This window comes from Cellulomonas sp. Root137 (assembly GCF_001426725.1).
Classification (GTDB): Bacteria; Actinomycetota; Actinomycetes; order Actinomycetales; family Cellulomonadaceae; genus Cellulomonas.
This window is the reverse complement of the sequence record NZ_LMFG01000005.1, coordinates 58,431-75,483: the sequence shown is the minus strand read 5'-3', so window position 1 is coordinate 75,483 and position 17,053 is coordinate 58,431. Positions and strand designations below refer to the sequence as shown.

13 protein-coding genes are annotated in these 17,053 nt (G+C 72.9%); 6 read left to right on the top strand and 7 right to left on the bottom strand.

The features are described 5' to 3' along the window. Positions 1-15: 15 nt before the first annotated feature. The 5 genes from ASD18_RS19950 to ASD18_RS19930 all read right to left on the bottom strand — a co-directional run bounded on the left by ASD18_RS19950 (position 16) and on the right by ASD18_RS19930 (position 7,634). Positions 16-3,765, bottom strand: a complete 3,750-nt coding sequence (locus ASD18_RS19950) for a multifunctional oxoglutarate decarboxylase/oxoglutarate dehydrogenase thiamine pyrophosphate-binding subunit/dihydrolipoyllysine-residue succinyltransferase subunit (RefSeq protein WP_056096716.1) — start codon at positions 3,763-3,765, stop codon at positions 16-18. 275 nt (positions 3,766-4,040) lie between these two features. Then, positions 4,041-4,850, bottom strand: coding sequence for an ABC transporter permease (locus ASD18_RS19945; RefSeq protein ID WP_056096713.1), 810 nt, complete (start codon positions 4,848-4,850; stop codon positions 4,041-4,043). Then, positions 4,850-5,764: an ABC transporter ATP-binding protein gene (locus tag ASD18_RS19940; protein ID WP_056096710.1), complete on the bottom strand. Its 915-nt coding sequence runs from the start codon at positions 5,762-5,764 to the stop codon at positions 4,850-4,852. The genes ASD18_RS19945 and ASD18_RS19940 overlap by 1 nt, the downstream gene beginning before the upstream one ends. A gap of 26 nt (positions 5,765-5,790) precedes the next feature. Next, positions 5,791-6,867 (bottom strand): cell wall metabolism sensor histidine kinase WalK, encoded by a 1,077-nt coding sequence (locus ASD18_RS19935; protein WP_056096707.1) that lies wholly within the window; start codon positions 6,865-6,867, stop codon positions 5,791-5,793. Next, a complete protein-coding gene (locus ASD18_RS19930) occupies positions 6,864-7,634 on the bottom strand; it encodes a response regulator transcription factor (protein ID WP_056096704.1) in 771 nt (256 codons plus the stop codon). Before ASD18_RS19930 ends, ASD18_RS19935 begins: the two co-directional genes overlap by 4 nt. 248 nt (positions 7,635-7,882) lie before the next feature. Between ASD18_RS19930 and ASD18_RS19925 the strand changes: the two genes are divergently transcribed. From ASD18_RS19925 to ASD18_RS19915, 3 genes are all read left to right on the top strand, one after another. After that, positions 7,883-9,202: a hemolysin family protein gene (locus ASD18_RS19925; protein ID WP_056096700.1), complete on the top strand. Its 1,320-nt coding sequence runs from the start codon at positions 7,883-7,885 to the stop codon at positions 9,200-9,202. Then, a complete protein-coding gene (locus ASD18_RS19920; protein WP_056096696.1) occupies positions 9,199-10,242 on the top strand; it encodes a hemolysin family protein in 1,044 nt (347 codons plus the stop codon). The genes ASD18_RS19925 and ASD18_RS19920 overlap by 4 nt, the downstream gene beginning before the upstream one ends. Positions 10,243-10,492: 250 nt before the next feature. Next, a complete protein-coding gene (locus ASD18_RS19915) occupies positions 10,493-11,704 on the top strand; it encodes a M15 family metallopeptidase (protein ID WP_162251773.1) in 1,212 nt (403 codons plus the stop codon). Between the two features lie 11 nt (positions 11,705-11,715). Here the strand turns inward: ASD18_RS19915 and ASD18_RS19910 are convergent, their stop codons facing one another. Next, complete coding sequence (locus ASD18_RS19910) at positions 11,716-12,636, bottom strand: aldose 1-epimerase family protein (protein WP_056097067.1); 921 nt, start codon at positions 12,634-12,636, stop codon at positions 11,716-11,718. A gap of 63 nt (positions 12,637-12,699) precedes the next feature. Next, a complete protein-coding gene (locus ASD18_RS21120) occupies positions 12,700-13,593 on the bottom strand; it encodes a DUF4573 domain-containing protein (protein ID WP_056096689.1) in 894 nt (297 codons plus the stop codon). 345 nt (positions 13,594-13,938) lie between these two features. Here ASD18_RS21120 and ASD18_RS19900 point away from each other — a divergent pair, with 345 nt between their 5' ends. From ASD18_RS19900 to ASD18_RS19890, 3 genes are read left to right on the top strand one after another with little or no spacing between them, the layout of a single operon-like run. After that, the gene (locus tag ASD18_RS19900) at positions 13,939-15,165 is read left to right on the top strand and encodes a CpaF family protein (protein ID WP_056096686.1); all 1,227 of its coding nucleotides are present in this window, start codon (positions 13,939-13,941) and stop codon (positions 15,163-15,165) included. Next, complete coding sequence (locus ASD18_RS19895) at positions 15,165-16,028, top strand: type II secretion system F family protein (protein ID WP_056096683.1); 864 nt, start codon at positions 15,165-15,167, stop codon at positions 16,026-16,028. Before ASD18_RS19900 ends, ASD18_RS19895 begins: the two co-directional genes overlap by 1 nt. After that, complete coding sequence (locus ASD18_RS19890) at positions 16,025-16,957, top strand: type II secretion system F family protein (protein WP_056096680.1); 933 nt, start codon at positions 16,025-16,027, stop codon at positions 16,955-16,957. The genes ASD18_RS19895 and ASD18_RS19890 overlap by 4 nt, the downstream gene beginning before the upstream one ends. Positions 16,958-17,053: the final 96 nt, after the last annotated feature.

The following is a 17,053-nucleotide window of genomic DNA, read 5'->3' as shown; positions in this document are numbered from 1 at the left end:
TCGGTCGGCCAGAGGTCAGCGCTCGAAGGCCGTCTCGACGAGGTGGGCCTGCTGGGCCTGGTGCTTCTTGGCGGACCCGGCAGCCGGCGACGCCGACTCCTTGCGGGACACCACCCGGAGCGTGCGGCTCAGCAGCTGCGGCAGGTGCATGGACAGGAACGTCCACGGGCCTTGGTTGCGCGGCTCGTCCTGCACCCACACCAGGTCGGCCCCGTCGAACGGTGCGACCGCGGCGCGGACCGCCTCCGCGTCGAGCGGGTACAGCTGCTCCAGCCGGACGATGGCCGTGTGCTCGTCGCCCGTCTTCACGCGGTGCGCGAGCAGGTCCCAGTAGACCTTGCCCGAGCAGAGCAGCACGCGGGTGACCTGCCCGGCCTTGGCGGCCGCGAGCTCGTCACCGATGACCGTGCGGAACGTGCCGGTCGTGAAGTCCTGCACGTCCGAGGACGCCGACTTCAGGCGCAGCATCGACTTCGGCGTGAACACCACGAGCGGGCGACGCGGCCGGGCGTAGGCCTGACGACGCAGCAGGTGGAAGTGCGACGCGGGGGTCGACGGCTGCGCGATCGTCATGTTGTCCTCGGCCGCGAGCTGCAGGAACCGCTCGATGCGCGCCGACGAGTGGTCCGGCCCCTGGCCCTCGTACCCGTGCGGCAGGAGCAGGACGACCGACGACCGCTGCGCCCACTTCTGCTCGGCCGACGAGATGAACTCGTCGATGATCGTCTGCGCCCCGTTGACGAAGTCGCCGAACTGCGCCTCCCAGAGCACCAGGGCGTCGGGACGCTCGACCGAGTAGCCGTACTCGAACCCGAGCGCGGCGTACTCCGAGAGCGAGGAGTCGTAGACCCAGAACTTCGCCTGGTCCGCCGACAGGTAGAGCAGGGGAGTCCACTCGGCACCGGTCTCGCGGTCGTGCATGACCGCGTGCCGCTGCACGAACGTCCCGCGCCGCGAGTCCTGCCCGGCGAGCCGGACCGGCGTGCCCTCGACCAGCAGCGAGCCGAACGCCAGCAGCTCGCCGTAGCCCCAGTCGATGCCGCCCTCGCGGGTCATCGCCTCGCGCTTGGCCAGCAGCTGCGCCAGCTTGGGGTGGACGGTGAAGCCCTCCGGCGGGCGCACGTGCGCGCGTCCGATGCGCTCCAGCGTCCCCGCGTCGACGGCGGTCTTCCAGCCGACCATGACGCCGGCGTCCTCGAGCTGCGACTCCGGTCGCTCCAGGCCCTTGACGGCCTCGGCCTCCGGAGGGGCGGGCAGGTACCCGTCCTCACGCGTCTCCGTGAACACCCGCTCCAGCTGCGACTGGTAGTCCTGCAGCGCCTGCTCGGCGTCGGCGATCGTGAGGTCCCCGCGCGCCACCAGCGTCTCGGTGTAGAGCTTGCGGACCGAGCGCTTGGCCTCGATGAGGTTGTACATCAGCGGTTGCGTCATCGAGGGGTCGTCGCCCTCGTTGTGACCGCGGCGGCGGTAGCAGACCATGTCGATGATGACGTCGCGGTCGAACTGCTCGCGGTACTCGAACGCCAGCTCGGCCACCCGCACGCACGCCTCGGGGTCGTCCCCGTTGACGTGGAAGATCGGCACCTGGAGGCCCTTGGCCACGTCGGTCGCGTACTGCGACGAGCGTGACGACGACGGCCCGGTGGTGAAGCCGACCTGGTTGTTGATGATCACGTGGATGGTGCCGCCGGTGCGGTACCCGCGCAGCTGCGCCAGGTTGAGGGTCTCGAACACCACGCCCTGGCCCGCGAACGCCGCGTCACCGTGGATGAGGATCGGGAGCACGGAGAAGCCGTCGCCACCGAGGTCGATGCGGTCCTGCTTGGCGCGCACGATGCCCTCGAGCACCGGGTCGACCGCCTCGAGGTGCGACGGGTTGGCCGCCAGGTACACCGCGGTCGTCGCGCCGGACTCGGCGGTGAACGTGCCCTCGGTGCCCAGGTGGTACTTGACGTCGCCCGAGCCCTGGACCGACTTGGGGTCCTGGTTGCCCTCGAACTCGCGGAAGATCTGCGCGTAGGACTTGCCGGCGATGTTGGCCAGGATGTTCAGCCGGCCGCGGTGGGCCATGCCGATGCCGACCTCGTCGAGACCGTTGTTGGCGGCCTTGGACAGGATCGCGTCGAGCAGGGCGATGACCGACTCGCCACCCTCGAGCGAGAACCGCTTCTGGCCGACGTACTTGGTCTGCAGGAAGGTCTCGAAGGCCTCCGCCGCGTTCAGGCGGCGCAGGATGCGCAGCTGGTCCTCGCGGGGCGTGCGGGCGTAGCCGGACTCCAGGCGCTCCTGGAGCCACTTGCGCTGGCGCGGGTCCTGCAGGTGCATGTACTCGCTGCCCACGGTGCGGCAGTACGAGTCGCGCAGCAGGCCCAGGACCTCGCGCAGCTTGGCGCGGGGCTTGCCGGTGAAGCCGCCCGTGGGGAACTGGCGGTCCAGGTCCCAGAGCGTGAGCCCGTGGGTCTGCACGTCCAGGTCGGGGTGCTTGCGCTGGCGGTAGGCCAGGGGGTCGGTGTCGGCCATGAGGTGGCCGCGCGACCGGTAGGAGTGGATGAGCTCCGCGATGCGGGCGGGCTTGATGGCCTCGGCGTCGGGGTCGGCGGCCTCGCGCACCCAGCGGACCGGCTCGTACGGCACGCGCAGCGACGCGAACACGCGGTCGTAGAACCCGTCCTCGCCGAGCAGCTTGCGGCCGATGATCCGCAGGAAGTCGCCGGACTGGGCGCCCTGGATGATCCGGTGGTCGTACGTCGAGGTGAGCGTCAGCACCTTGGAGACGCCCATCTTGTTCAGCGCGTCCTCGGACGTTCCCGCGAACTCCGCGGGGTAGTCCATGGCACCGACGCCGATGATGGTGCCCTGGCCCTGCATCAGGCGGGGGACCGAGTGGACCGTGCCGATGGTGCCCGGGTTGGTCAGCGAGATCGTGGTCCCCGCGAAGTCCTCGACCGTGAGCTTGTTGCCGCGCGCACGGCGGACGACGTCCTCGTAGGCGGTCCAGAACCCGGCGAAGTCGAGGGTGTCGGACTTCTTGATCGAGGGGACCAGCAGCTGGCGCGTGCCGTCGGGCTTGGCCAGGTCGATCGCGATGCCCACGTTGACGTGCGCGGGCGTCAGGACGCTCGGCTTGTCGTCGTGCAGCGTGTAGGAGGTGTTCATCGCCGGCATCTCCGCCAGCGCCTCCACCAGCGCGAAGCCGATGAGGTGCGTGAAGGAGATCTTGCCGCCGCGACCACGAGCCAGGTGGTTGTTGATGACGATGCGGTTGTCGACCATCAGCTTGGCCGGGATGGCGCGCACCGAGGTGGCCGTCGGGACCTCGAGGGAGGCCTCCATGTTGGTCACCACGCGAGCAGCGGGACCGCGCAGCTTCTGGATGTCGTCGGCAGCCTCGGCCTCGTCGGAGGCGGAGGTGCGCTGCGCCACCTGGGCGTAGGGGGCGGTGGCCGGCTGCGCGGTGGCGATGGGCGACGTCACCGCGGGCGGCTCGACGAAGGTGGCCGGCGCGGCGGGGGCCGCGGGGGGTGCGGCCGGCGCGGGGGCCGGGGCGGCCTGGACCGGCGTCGGCTTCGTCGCCGGGCTGCCGTTCACCGCTGCGGGAGCGGGAGCCGAGCCGTTGGCGGAACCGTCCTCGGGCTTGTAGCCCTCGAAGAAGTCCCACCACGCCGGGTCGACCGAGTTCTTGTCCCTCTGGTACTGCTCGAACAGCTCGTCCACGAGCCACTCGTTGGCGCCGAAAACGGCACGCGTCGAGTCAGGATCCGCCATCTGGGTCACGCTGGGATCGCCCACTTCCGCTGCGGTCCGTGACCGCGCCTTTGCTGGTTGGGTTGCGACTTCTGTTGATGACAACACTACGGCCTGCGAGCGCTCGGCCCCGCCTCAGGACGGCTGTTCGGGACGGATCCGCAGCCGTCTTCACCTGGTCAGCACACCCGGGTCAACACGGGGCAACGTGCCAGTTCGGGGGACTTCAAGGTGGGGTTGTCGGCACCCCTGCGAGGTCATGCTTGTGCACACCCGCTCAGGGCGGGTGCACGCGGTCACGTGATATCGCGGCGGAACGTGGTCAGGCGTCCCACGAGCGCCAGCCCGAGGCCGTACGCGAGGAGCACGAGGGCGCCCTGCCACCACTCCAGGAGGGTGCCGACGCCGGTCTCGGAGTAGAAGCTGCCGCCGGAGATCGCCTCCCCGGCCGCGCCCGGCAGGTACGCGGAGATCCCCGCACCCCAGCTGGTCAGACCGAGCACGAACCGCAGGACCGGCTCGACGAACTGCGTGAAGGCCAGCACGACGACGATCACGGCGACCTGGTTGGTGAGCACCGAGCCGAACCCGACGCCGACGATCGCCCAGAGGGCCAGCGCCAGCACCGACAGCCCGATCGTCCGCCACGTCGAGGCCTGGTCGAGGAACGTAGGCTTGTCGAGCAGCGTCAGCACGGCGGCGCCGGCGCCGACCGCGGCGAGCGTGCCGACGAGCCCGTAGACGAGGCCGAGGACGCCCGCGGAGATCACCTTGGCGGACACCAGCACCGTCCGGCGTGGCTCCGCGAGCAGGGTGGGTGTGATCGTCTGGTGCCGGAACTCGGACGCGACGGCCAGCGCGCCGACGACCAGCGGGAAGACGTAGCCGAACGTCACGGCGATCGTGTAGACGGCCCGCACGACGGCGTCGGGAGCCAGGACCACCTCCTCACCACCCGTGCCGCTGGACATGTTCCCGCCCTGCGAGATGGCCCAGCCGAGGCCGGCGGCCAGGAACGCCATGTAGACGGCCATGGCCAGCAGGAGGATCCACCACAGGCGCGTGGTGACGAGCTTGCGGTACTCGGTGACCAGGGCGGCGCGCATCAGGCCACCGCCGACTCGACGGCGCCGACGAGCTGGAGGAACAGCCCTTCCAGTCCCGGGTCCCGGCTGCTCAGCTCGTGCAGCTCCAGGCCCGCGGCGAACGCGGCGGCACCGACCGTGGCGGCGTCGACGTCCCAGAGGTCCGCCACCCGCGGGTCGCCCGCGTCCGTGCGCGTCCACGCGGACCGGTCCACCAGGGCGGCGAGCCCGGCCGCGTCGGGGGAGACCGCGCGCACCTGGACGCGGGCCATGCCGGCCAGCTCCGCCAGGGAGGAGGCGTGCGCGAGCCGGCCGCGGGCGATGATCACGACGTCGTCCACGGTCTGCTCGACCTCGGACAGGACGTGGCTGGACACCAGGACCGTGCGACCCTCGGCGGCCAGCGCGCGCAGGAACCCGCGCAACCAGCGGATCCCCTCGGGGTCGAGGCCGTTGGCGGGCTCGTCGAGCAGGAGCACGCGCGGGTCGCCGAGCAGGGTGGTGGCCAGTGCGAGGCGCTGCCGCATGCCGAGCGAGAACCCGCCGACCCGGCGGTGTGCGGCCTCCGAGAGGCCCACGAGCTCGAGCACCTGCGCCGCGCGCGCGTCGGGGACGCCGACCTGCGGCGTGTAGAGCCGCAGGTGGTCGAGCGCCGTGCGGCCGGGGTGGAAGCTCGCGGCCTCGAGGGCGGCGCCGACGGTGCGCAGCGGGCGGCGGATCTGACCGTACGTCTGACCGCCGATGGTCGCGGCGCCCGAGGTCGGCCGCACCAGACCGAGCAGCATGCGCAGCGTGGTGGTCTTTCCGGCGCCGTTCGGTCCGAGGAACCCGGTGACGCGACCGGGAGCGACCTGGAACGAGAGGTCGTCGACCGCGCGGACGGGCCCGAACGACTTGGAGAGGTGGTCGACGAGGATCGTGCCGTCGGTCGTCATGCGCCCGACCCTAGTGTTCTCGCCCGTCAGCCGGGCGCGGGGCTGGTCGCGGGAAGCGTGACGCGCATCGTGCAGCCGACCTCGGTGTCCGCGACCTCGATCCGGCCCCCGTGCAGCTCGACCGCCCACCGGACGATCGCGAGCCCCAGACCCGTGCCGCCCGTCGACACCTGCCCCGTGAGCGCGGGGGTGTTGCCCCGCACGAACCGCTCGAAGACGTGCGGCCGCTGCTCCCGCGCGATGCCCGGACCGTGGTCGACCACGTCGATGCGTACGTCGGTGCCTACGCGGGAGGCCTCGAGCCGCACCTCGTCGTCGTCGGGGGAGTGCCGGACCGCGTTGTGCAGCAGGTTCGCGACCACCTGGTGCAGCCGGTCCGGGTCGGCCGGGACCGTGAGGTCCGGGGGCTCGACGACCACAGGAAAGCGCAGCCTCTTCGTCGCGCCGACGAGCATGGCGCCCTCCGCCGCCTCCTCGAGGAAGTCCTGGAGGCGCACGGTGGCGACCTCGAGCGGGACGTCGCCCGCCTCCAGCCGGGACAGGTCGAGCAGGTACGTCACGAGCCGGCCGAGACGCTCGGTCTGCGCCAGCGCGGCCTGCATGGTGGCGGGATCCGCCTCGGTCACGCCGTCGACGATGTTCTCCAGCTGCGCCTGTAGCGCGGTCACGGGCGTCCGCAGCTCGTGCGAGACGTTGGCGACGAGCTCGCGGCGGAACAGGTCGGCCTGCTCGAGGTCGTCGGCCATCGTGTTGAACGCGTCCGCCAGCTGCCCCACCTCGTCGAGGCTGGTCGCCCGCACCCGGCGGCTGTAGTCGCCGGAGGCCATCCGCCGGGCCGCGTAGGTCATCTCCCGCAGCGGCGACGTCATGCCCCGCGCCAGCAGCTGCGTCACGATGAGCGACCCCACGATCGCGATCGGGAGCGTCCGCGACGGGCCGAGGTGGTTGTACAGCCCGAACCACGTGATGAACGCGGCGGCCGTGACGGTGGCCGCGACGAGGACGCCGAGCTTGATCTTGATCGAGCTCAGGCGGTCGAGCGGCCGGACGTCCGGGAGCCGCGAGCGGGCGAACTCGCCGCGGACGTGCCGGGGTGCGTTCACGCGCCCTCGGGGACCGTCGCCCCGCCGGCGTCACCGGTGCCGTCGTTCGGCTCGAACGCGTAGCCGACGCCGTGCACCGTGCGGATCAGGTCCGGCCCGAGCTTGCGGCGCAGCGCCTTGATGTGGGAGTCGACCGTGCGGGTGCCGCTGGCGTCGACCCAGTCCCAGACCTCCGCGAGCAGCCGCTCGCGCGTGAGGACCGTGCGGGGCGTCGCCGCGAGGGCGAGCAGCAGGTCGAACTCGGTCGGGGTCAGGTGCACCTCGGTCTCGCCGCGCAGGACCCGGCGCTGGGCCCGGTCCACCGTGACGTCGCCCAGCACCAACGGGGGATCGGGCTGCTCGGCGGAGGCCATCTCGGCGGCCCGGGTGGCGCGCTCGGTGCGACGCAGCAGCGCCTTGGTCCGCGCCACCAGCTCCCGCATCGAGAACGGCTTGGTCATGTAGTCGTCGGCGCCGACGCCGAGGCCGATCAGCATGTCCGTCTCGTCGTCGCGCGCGGTGAGCATGAGCACGGGGACGGGGCGCTCGGCCTGGATGCGCCGGCACACCTCGAGACCGTCGATCCCGGGGAGCATGACGTCCAGCACCACCACGTCCGGGCGCAGCCGCGACGCCGCGCTGACCCCGCTGAGCCCGTCGCCCACCGACTCCACCGTCCAGCCCTCCGCGGAGAGCCGGTGCACGATCGCCTGCGCGATCGCCGGTTCGTCCTCCACCACCAGGACCGTCGTGCCGGCCGCAGCGCCGGGCGTCGTCAGGTTCGCCATGCCGCCAGCGTGGCACAGGCTCGCCGCGATGACGCCCCGATCGGTGGACGCGCCGGGTGGAGTCGCCGGGTCGCCCGTATGATCGAGCCCACCATGAGCAGCTCAAGTCGCTGCCGGCGTCGCGCCCGGGCCGATGAGCCCGGGGGAGACCATGCCGGCCACCTCTTCCTCTTCTCACTCCCCCCGGGGATCCCCACCAGCGCCGACCTCCGGGTCGGCGTTCGCCGTGCCCCCGGCTGCGGTGCCACGTGCTGATCGAGTGGCTCCTCGTGGGCCTGGGGGTGCTGCTCACCCTCGGTACCGCGGTGTTCGTCGCCAGCGAGTTCTCGCTGGTGACCCTGGACCCGGGCCTCGTCGAGGGCCAGGCGGCACCTGACGACCGGCGCAGCCAGTCCGTCCTCAAGGCGCTCCGCCGGCTGTCCACCGAGCTCTCCGGCGCCCAGCTCGGCATCACCCTGACCACCATCCTGCTCGGGTACACCACGCAGCCCGCCGTCGTGCGGCTGCTGCGCCTCCCCCTGGAGGAGTCGGTGCTCGGTCAGGCGATCGGCGGCATCGTCGCGGGGGTGCTCGCGATCGTCCTGGTCAACGGCTTCTCCATGGTCGTCGGCGAGCTCATCCCCAAGAACCTCGCGATCAGCCGGCCGCTGCCCACGGCCCGGATGGTCGCCCCCTTGCAGCGCGGCTTCACGAGTGCGCTGCGCCCGCTCATCGTCGCGTTCAACGGGAGCGCCAACGCCCTGCTGCGCAGCGTCGGCGTCGAGCCGCGCGAGGAGCTCTCCGGCGGGCGCTCGCCCCAGGAGCTCGCCGCGCTCGTGCGCCGCTCGGCGGAGGTCGGGACCCTCGACGAGTCCACGGCGACCCTGCTCACCAACTCGATCGAGTTCACCGAGCTGACGGCCGTCGACGTGATGACGGACCGGCTGCGGCTCGTCGTCGTCCGGCGCGAGGACCCGGCGTCCGACGTCATCGACCTGGCCCGCCGCACCGGCCACTCGCGGTTCCCTGTCATCGGCGACTCGAGCGACGACATCGTCGGGCTCGTGCACCTGCGCCGCGCGATCGCCGTGCCGTACGAGCGCCGCGCCGAGGTGCCCGCGGCCGCCCTCATGGTCGACGCGCCGCGCGTGCCGGAGACGGTGCACCTGGGCCCGCTGCTGGTCGAGCTGCGGGAGCAGGGCCTGCAGATGGCCGTCGTCGTCGACGAGTACGGGGGCACCTCGGGGGTCGTCACGCTCGAGGACGTCGTCGAGGAGCTGGTCGGGGACGTCGCGGACGAGCACGACCGCCGTCGCACCTCGACAGCGCGCTCGGCGGACGGCTCGTGGCTGCTGCCCGGCGTGCTGCGACCCGACGAGCTGGTGGAGGTCACCGGGCTCCACGTCCCGGCCGACGGGCCCTACGAGACCCTCGGCGGGCTCCTGATGTTCATGCTGGGCCGCATCCCGACCGACGGTGACGAGATCGTCGTCGACGCGGTCCAGATCCAGGTCGAGGCGATGGCCGGACGACGCGTCGAGCGGGTACGGGTGCGCCCCGCCGCCCCGGTCGAGCAGGACGAGTCATGAGCTCGAGCCTCGCCCTCGTCCTCGGGGTCCTCCTGCTGGCTGCCAACGCCTTCTTCGTCGGCGCCGAGTTCGCCATCATCTCCGCGCGGCGGAGCGCGATCGAGCCCCTCGCCCGCGAGGGGGACCGCCGCGCGATCACCGTCCTGTGGGCGATGGAGCACGTCTCGCTCATGCTCGCGTGCGCCCAGCTGGGCATCACCGTGTGCTCGACGAGCCTCGGTGTCGTCGCCGAGCCGGCGATCGCGCACCTGATCGAGGCGCCACTCCACGCGCTCGGCGTGAGCGAGGACCTCACGCACCCGATCGCGTTCGTGCTCGCGCTCGCGATCGTCGTGTACCTGCACGTGGTGCTCGGCGAGATGGTGCCCAAGAACCTCGCCGTCGCCGGCCCCGACCGCGCGGTCCTCCTGTTCGGCCCGCCGCTGGTGTGGATCGCCCGCGTGGTGCGCCCCGTCATCACCGGGCTCAACTGGATCGCCAACCACGCGCTCCGGTTGTTCGGGGTCGAGCCCAAGGACGAGGTCGCGTCGGCGTTCACCGCACAGGAGGTCCAGTCGATCGTCGAGCGGTCACAGGCGGAGGGGCTCCTCGAGGACGAGCAGGGGCTGCTCGCCGGTGCGCTCGAGTTCTCCGACCGCACCGCGCACGACGTCATGATCCGGACCGACGAGCTGGTCACCGTGGGGGTGGGCAGCACGCCCGAGGACGTGGAGAAGCTCGTCGCGCGGACCGGGTTCAGCCGGTTCCCCGTGGTCGATGCGGACGGCGCGCCCACGGGGTACCTGCACCTGAAGGACGTCCTCTACGCCGACGAGGACTCGCGGAGCACGCCCGTGCCCGCGTGGCGGGTCCGCTCGCTCGCCGTCGTCGGCCCGGAGGACGAGGTCGAGGACGCGCTCGCGGCCATGCAGCGCTCCGGGTCGCACCTGGCTCGCGTCGACGAGGCCGGGCAGACCGTCGGGGTCGTCTTCCTCGAGGACATCCTCGAGGAGCTGGTCGGTGAGGTCCGCGACGCGATGCAGCGGGGCCAGCTGTTCTGATCACTCGTGTCACTCGTCCGGTTGTGCGGATCGCGTGCCCGTCGTCGGCGTGTCGCTCAGCGTGTCGCCGGGTTTGTCCGGTCCGTGCACTGGACGGATGTCCAGAGACTTGGAAGCGGGTCCACGAGCCGTTATGGTTTCGTGACCGCACGACGCCGGGTTGCGTACAGCGCGCCCGACGACGACGTCGCGGCAGATCAGAGACGCGTGGACGATGGGAGGTGTCGTGGGGTCGCACAGCGAGGAGCCCATGACGGCACCCCCGACCCGCCGCAGCCTCCGGGAGGCAGAGCGGCGGGCCACTTCTGAACCCACCCCGGTGACCGCCCCGCGACCGGATCCCGACTCACCGACCGCCGCCCACCACGTGCCGACCTGGGCGCACCACGCACCCGCGCCGACACCCGTGACGGAGACGTTCGCGGTGCCGGCCCCCCGCGTGCAGGCCCCCGCCGCTCCCTCGGGCCGGTCGGCATGGACCTCCGCTCCGGTCCCCTCGTTCCAGCAGCGCACCGCGGCGTCCTTCACGCAGACGATCCCCGCGCCCCCGGCCCGCCCCGCGCCCGCCGCGGCGCCGACGACACCCGTCGCGACCATCGAGTGGCCGGCCCCGCCCGAGGCCTGGGTCAGTGCGCCGCCGGTCGCGACCGCCCAGCCCGCACCGCCGGCCGCTGCCGAGGTCGCCGCTCCGGCCGTCGAGGACGTTCCCGAGCTCGCCGGCGTCGCGCACGGCACCGTCAGCCGCCGCCCCACGCGCACCGCCGCCCGGCTCAGCGTGCTCGGGGTGCTCGCCGGCATCACCGTCGTGATCCCCGTGAGCCAGGGCGTCGTCACCGGCCCGGCGGCGTTCGGCTCCGACGCGCTGGCCGACTCCACCCTGCCGAGCACCGTCTCGGCGCTCGCCGGGTCGTCGCTCTCCGCACTGCCCCCGTCGTCCCTCGTGTCCGCGGACGGCGCACTGCAGGCCCGCGGCCTGGCCGCCGCCAGCCGCACGGAGGAGCGGTCCGTGCTCCCGGGCTGTGACGGCTCCCTGCGGCCGGCCGGCCAGAACGGTCTGCTCAAGGTCGCGGACCTGTGCACGCTCTGGGACAACCACACGCAGCTCCGCGCGGACGCCGCCGTCTCGCTCGCCGAGTTCAACCAGGCCTTCGCCGCGCGGTTCGGTGGCGACCTGTGCCTCAGCTCCGGCTACCGGACGCTCGCCGCGCAGCGGGCCGTCAAGGCGCAGAAGGGCGGCCTCGCCGCCGTCCCCGGCAAGAGCAACCACGGCTGGGGCCTCGCCGTGGACCTCTGCCAGGACCAGACGTCCGGCGCGAAGTGGCGCTGGATCACCGAGAACGGGCCTACCTACGGCTGGGAGAACCCCGCGTGGGCGCAGCCGGGTGGCAGCGGCCCGTTCGAGAAGTGGCACTGGGAGTTCACCAAGGGCGTCCAGCAGGACGGCGAGTACTACGACGGCTGAGGCCGCCCCCCTCAGATCAGCGCGAGACCCCAGGTGATCGTGTGGCCGGCGCCGGGCGCCAGGTGCACTAGGTCGTCGCCGGTGCGGAACGCGTCGGCGATGCACGTCATCGGCTCGGCAGCGACACCCCGCCGCGCGATGTGCACCACGGTGTCGCCCGTGCACACCTGCCACGCCCGGGTCGCGTCGTCCGCCCAGAGCGCGACCGTGCGCCCGTCCGGGCAGCCGAGCCGGATCCAGGACAGGCCCTCCGCGTCGCGCGTGACGTCGATCCAGGCGTCGTCCAGGTCGAGACCCGTCAGCGAGCGCGGCTCCCTCAGGTCGTAGTCCCCGTCCACGCGCTCCGCTCCCGTCGGGAGCAGCCGCTCGTCGACCGTCACGTGCCGGGTCGCGTCCACCTGGAGGGTGCAGTCGTCGACCTCGGCGCCGCCGGGGGACAGCCACGGGTGGAACCCGATGCCGTACGGGGCCGTCGTCGCGCCCAGGTTGGTGCCCTCGGCCCGCACGTGCAGGCCGGCGTCGGTGAGCGAGTAGGTGAGCCGCACCCGCACCGGCCAGGGGTACCCGTGGGTGGGGACGACGACGTGCTCGAGGGTCACGGAGGTCGCGTCGGCGTGGGTCGTGTCGAACACGGCGTGGGCGACGAGGCCGTGCAGCGCCGTCTGCCGGGCGTGCTCGGTCAGGGGGACCTCGTAGGTGTGACCCTCGTAGCCGAAGACGCCGTCGCGCAGCCGGTTCGGCCACGGCGCGAGCACCGCACCCGAGAAGGCCGGCGCGATCTCGGTCTCGTCGAACGGCAGGACGACGTCGCGGCCGTCGACGGAGTACGAGCGGATGCTGGCGCCGACCGCCGTGATGACGGCGCGCTGGCCGCCGAGCTCGAGGACGTGCTGGCGGCCGGTCGGCAGGGGAGTGGTGAGGGTCGTGGACACGCTCACACGCTAGCGGGCCGGACCCATGACCCGTGGGAACGAGTCATGTGTCCGGCCCGGCGGTCAGACGTCGGTGTCGTCGCCCCGCATGCGGGACAGGATGACGAGCGTCGTCCCGCCGACGAGGGCGACGGCTCCCAGCACGAGGAGGGTGCGGGTCGCGAAGCCGGTCGACGCCAGCTGGGCGTGCGGCGCTGCCAGGACCTCGCTCGTGAACGGGGGGTCCGTGGCGAGGAGATCCGCGATGGGTGTCGGGTCGGGGTCCGCCGGCGTGGCGGGGTCCGCGGGCTCCACCGGGTTCACGGGCTCGACGGGCTCGATCGGGTCCACGGGCTCGATCGGGTCGACGGGCTCCACCGGGTCCACCGGCTCGACCGGGTCCACCGGGTCGACGGGCTCGATGGGGTCGACGGGCTCCACCGGGTCGACCGGGTCGACGGGCTCGATGGGGTCGACGGGCTCGATCGGGTCGACGGGCTCGATCGGGTCGACGGGCTCGACCGGGTCCACCGGGTCGATCGGGTCGACCGGCTCGATCGGGTCCACCGGGGCGATCGGGTCGGTGCAGACCGGCGCCTGCCCGCCCTCGCCGAAGTGCTCGTTGAAGCCGCTGATCTGGACCCAGGTGACGCAGTGCCCGTCGGGGAACGCGGCCGCGAACGTCGGGTGGTCGGCCCAGGGGTAGTAGTCCTTGCCGACGTATGCCGCGCGGGGCCAGACCCCGTTGTGCGGCACGGACTGGTGGACGTTGAAGGTCCGCGGGCCGGTGCCGTCGAGCGCGGTGACCCGGTAGTTGAGGTGGCCGTTCGCCTCGAACGTGGTGCCCGCGGGGAGCGTGACGCCCTCGGCGGTGACCGTGTACGGGGTCGGGCTGTCGGAGCCGCCGGCGTGGGCGGCCGTCGGGAGGAGGACGAGTGCCGCCGTCAGGGCAGCGGCACCGAGGGTGCGCAGATGCATGGGTGATCCTTCCTGGGCGCGAAGGCGCGCCTCGAGGTGGGTGCGGAACGGGTGATGATGACGACGGCGGGAACCCGGCGGGCCTCAGCTGGGGCCCGGGATGCGGAGTCGGGACGGGTCGTCGACCGCGTCCGCTCTCTCCCTGCTCGCGTTATGACAATTGTCGCTTATCCGGTTGCCTCGGGCATGGGCCCGAGGTCCCACGTAGGTCCTTCGTGCGGGTGAACGGCGTCCTGTCTGTGGACAGCGAGGTGTGCCACCCCTGCGCCGTCCCCTAAGGTTCCGGCCAGTGCAACCGGACATGACGGATGAACCGGACACCCATGACGCGAGGAGGGATCGCCGGTGGACGGTGTGGCGATCCTCGAGACCGAGGTGCGCGAGCTCATCCGGCGGCGGGGGCTCGACCCCGTGCGGGACCGGCCGGGGGTCGTCGCGCTGGTCTCGGACGCCATCGCCGACTACGACGAGCGGTCGGTCGTCGGTGCGGTCCCGCCGCTCGTGGACGCGGTCGCGGCGCACAAGTCCGTGGTCGACGCGGTCGCCGGGCTCGGTCCGCTGCAGAAGTACCTCGACGACCCGGAGGTCGAGGAGATCTGGATCAACTCCCCGACGCAGGTGTTCGTCGCCAGGCGAGGCGAGGCGGAGCTGACCACGACCATCCTCACGGACGGTCAGGTCCGCGACCTCGTCGAGAAGATGCTCAAGGTCTCCGGGCGGCGGCTGGACCTGTCGAGCCCGTTCGTCGACGCCAGCCTGCCGGGCGGGGAACGGTTGCACGCGGTGATCCCGGACGTCACGCGGCGGCACTGGTCGGTGAACATCCGCAAGTACGTGGTCCGGGCGACGACGCTCGACGACCTCGTCGGCCTCAGCACGCTGACCCCGCACGCGGCGGCCTTCCTGCAGGCGTCCGTCCGGGCCGGTCTGAACGTGCTGGTCTCCGGAGGAACTCAGGCCGGCAAGACCACGATGCTGAACGCGCTCGCGGGCGCCATCCCCGCGCGCGAGCGGGTCATCACGTGCGAGGAGGTCTTCGAGCTGCGGCTCGTGGCACGTGACTGGGTGGCCATGCAGTGCCGCCAGCCCAGCCTCGAGGGGACGGGGGAGATCCCGCTGCGGCGGCTGGTGAAGGAGGCGCTGCGGATGCGCCCGAACCGGCTCCTCGTCGGCGAGGTGCGGGAGGCCGAGGCGCTCGACCTGCTGATCGCACTCAACGCAGGTGTGCCGGCCATGTGCACCATCCACGCCAACTCGGCGCGCGAGGCGCTGACCAAGCTCTGCACGCTGCCGCTGCTGGCGGGGGAGAACGTCTCCGACCGGTTCGTGGTGCCCACGGTCGCGTCCGCCGTGGACCTGGTGGTGCACCTGGACCTGGACGGCAGCGGGCGGCGGCTGGTGCGGGAGATCGTCGCGGTGCCGGGCCGCGTGGAGCAGGGGATCGTCGAGACCGCCGACGTCTTCCACGCGCGCGACGGGCACCTGGCGCGGGCGGACGGCTACCCGCCGCACCCCGAACGGTTCGCGCGCACAGGGACCGACCTGTCCGCGCTGCTGCGGGGTCGGGCCTGATGGGGGTTCTGGTGGGCCTGCTGCTCGGGGCCGGGGTCGCGTGCATCTGGTGGTCGTTCTGGGCGGAGCCTCGGCACCCCAGGTCGGCGCGCAGGGTCGGGTGGCACGCCCGCACGCAGGATGCCCTGGTCCAGGCGGGGGTCACCGGTGTGACACCGCACGGGCTGCTGGTGACCAGCGTCCTGCTCGGGCTGGTCGCCCTGCTCGTCGGGACCGCCCTCACGCGCATCCCGTCGATCGCGCTCTGCTTCGCGGTGTTCGCGGCGATGGCCCCTTGGGCGGTCGTGCGCTCGCGGGCGCGTCGGCGGCGCGCCCGGCTCCGGCAGCTCTGGCCCGAGGTGGTCGACCACCTGGGCTCCGGCATCCGCGCGGGGCTGGCGCTGCCCGAGGCGGTCGCCCAGATCGGGGAGCGCGGGCCGGTCGAGCTGCGCGAGGCGTTCACCGCGTTCGCCGAGGACTACCGGGCGACCGGGCGGTTCGGGGAGTGCCTCGACCTGCTGAAGGCCCGCCTCGCCGACCCGGTGGCCGACCGGATCATCGAGGCGCTGCGGCTGACGCGCGACGTCGGTGGCACGGACCTCGGTCGGCTGCTGCGCACCCTGGCCTCGTTCCTGCGCGAGGACGTGCGGACGCGCGGTGAGCTCGAGGCGCGGCAGAGCTGGACCGTGTACGCGGCGCGTCTGGCGGTCGCGGCTCCGTGGATCGTCCTGGCGCTCCTGGCCACCCGACCGGAGGCCGCGAGCGCCTACGACACCCCGGCGGGCTTCGCGGTCCTTGTCGTCGGCGGTGCCTGCACCGTGGTCGCCTACCTGGTCATGCTGCGCATCGCGCGGCTCCCCGACGACCCGCGGGTGCTGCGGTGAGCCCGGCCGTCGCCGGTGCCCTCATCGGGCTGCTCGGGGGCCTCGGCCTGACGATCGTCCTGTTCCGCCTGCGCGCCCGCCGCATCACGCTCGACCAGCGGCTCGCGCCCTACCTGCGACCGCAGCCCACGTCCTCGGGACTGCTGCGGGCGCCCACCGTCCGCGGACCGTTCGCCACGGTGGAGCGGCTCGTCGCCCCGGTGATGGCCGACGCCGTCCGGCTCGTCACCCGTCTGGGCTCGCCCACGTCGGAGCTGCGCCGCCGCCTGTCGCGGGCCGGCCGACCCGAGACCGTCGAGCAGTTCCGCGCCGGGCAGGTGGTCTGGGGCGTGCTCGGCCTTGCCGGAGGCCTCGCGTTGGCGCTCCTCCTGGCGGCGACGCGTGGTGCGGGTGTCGTCGCGCTCGTGGTGCTGGTCGCCGTCTGCGGGCTGGTCGGCGTGCTCGCGCGCGACTGGGCTCTCACGCGGGAGCTGCAGGCTCGCGAGTCGCGGATGCTCACGGAGCTGCCGACGGTCGCGGAGCTGCTCGCCCTGGCGGTCGGCGCCGGGGAGGGCGCGGTCGGCGCCCTGGAGCGCGTGGTGCGGAGCACGCACGGCGAGCTCTCCGCCGAGCTGGCCCGCACCCTCGCGGATGCTCGCGCGGGCGCCCCGCTGACCGTCGCGCTCGACAACCTGGCGGACCGGACCGGGCTCACCGCGCTCGCTCGCTTCGCGGAGGGCGTCGCCGTGGCCGTCGAGCGGGGGACGCCGCTGGCGGACGTGCTCCGGGCGCAGGCGCAGGACGTCCGCGAGGAGGGGCGCCGGGCGCTCATCGAGACCGGTGGGCGCAAGGAGGTGCTGATGATGGTCCCGGTGGTCTTCCTGATCCTCCCGGTGACCGTCGTCTTCGCTGTCTTCCCCTCGATGGTGGTCCTGCGGGTCGGTCTGTGACCCGCAGGGGAACGTGGCACGGCGCCCGAGCGGCGTCCGACGAAGGGAGAACCGATGACGAGCGGCACCGAGAGCACGGACGACCGGCCGCCCTCG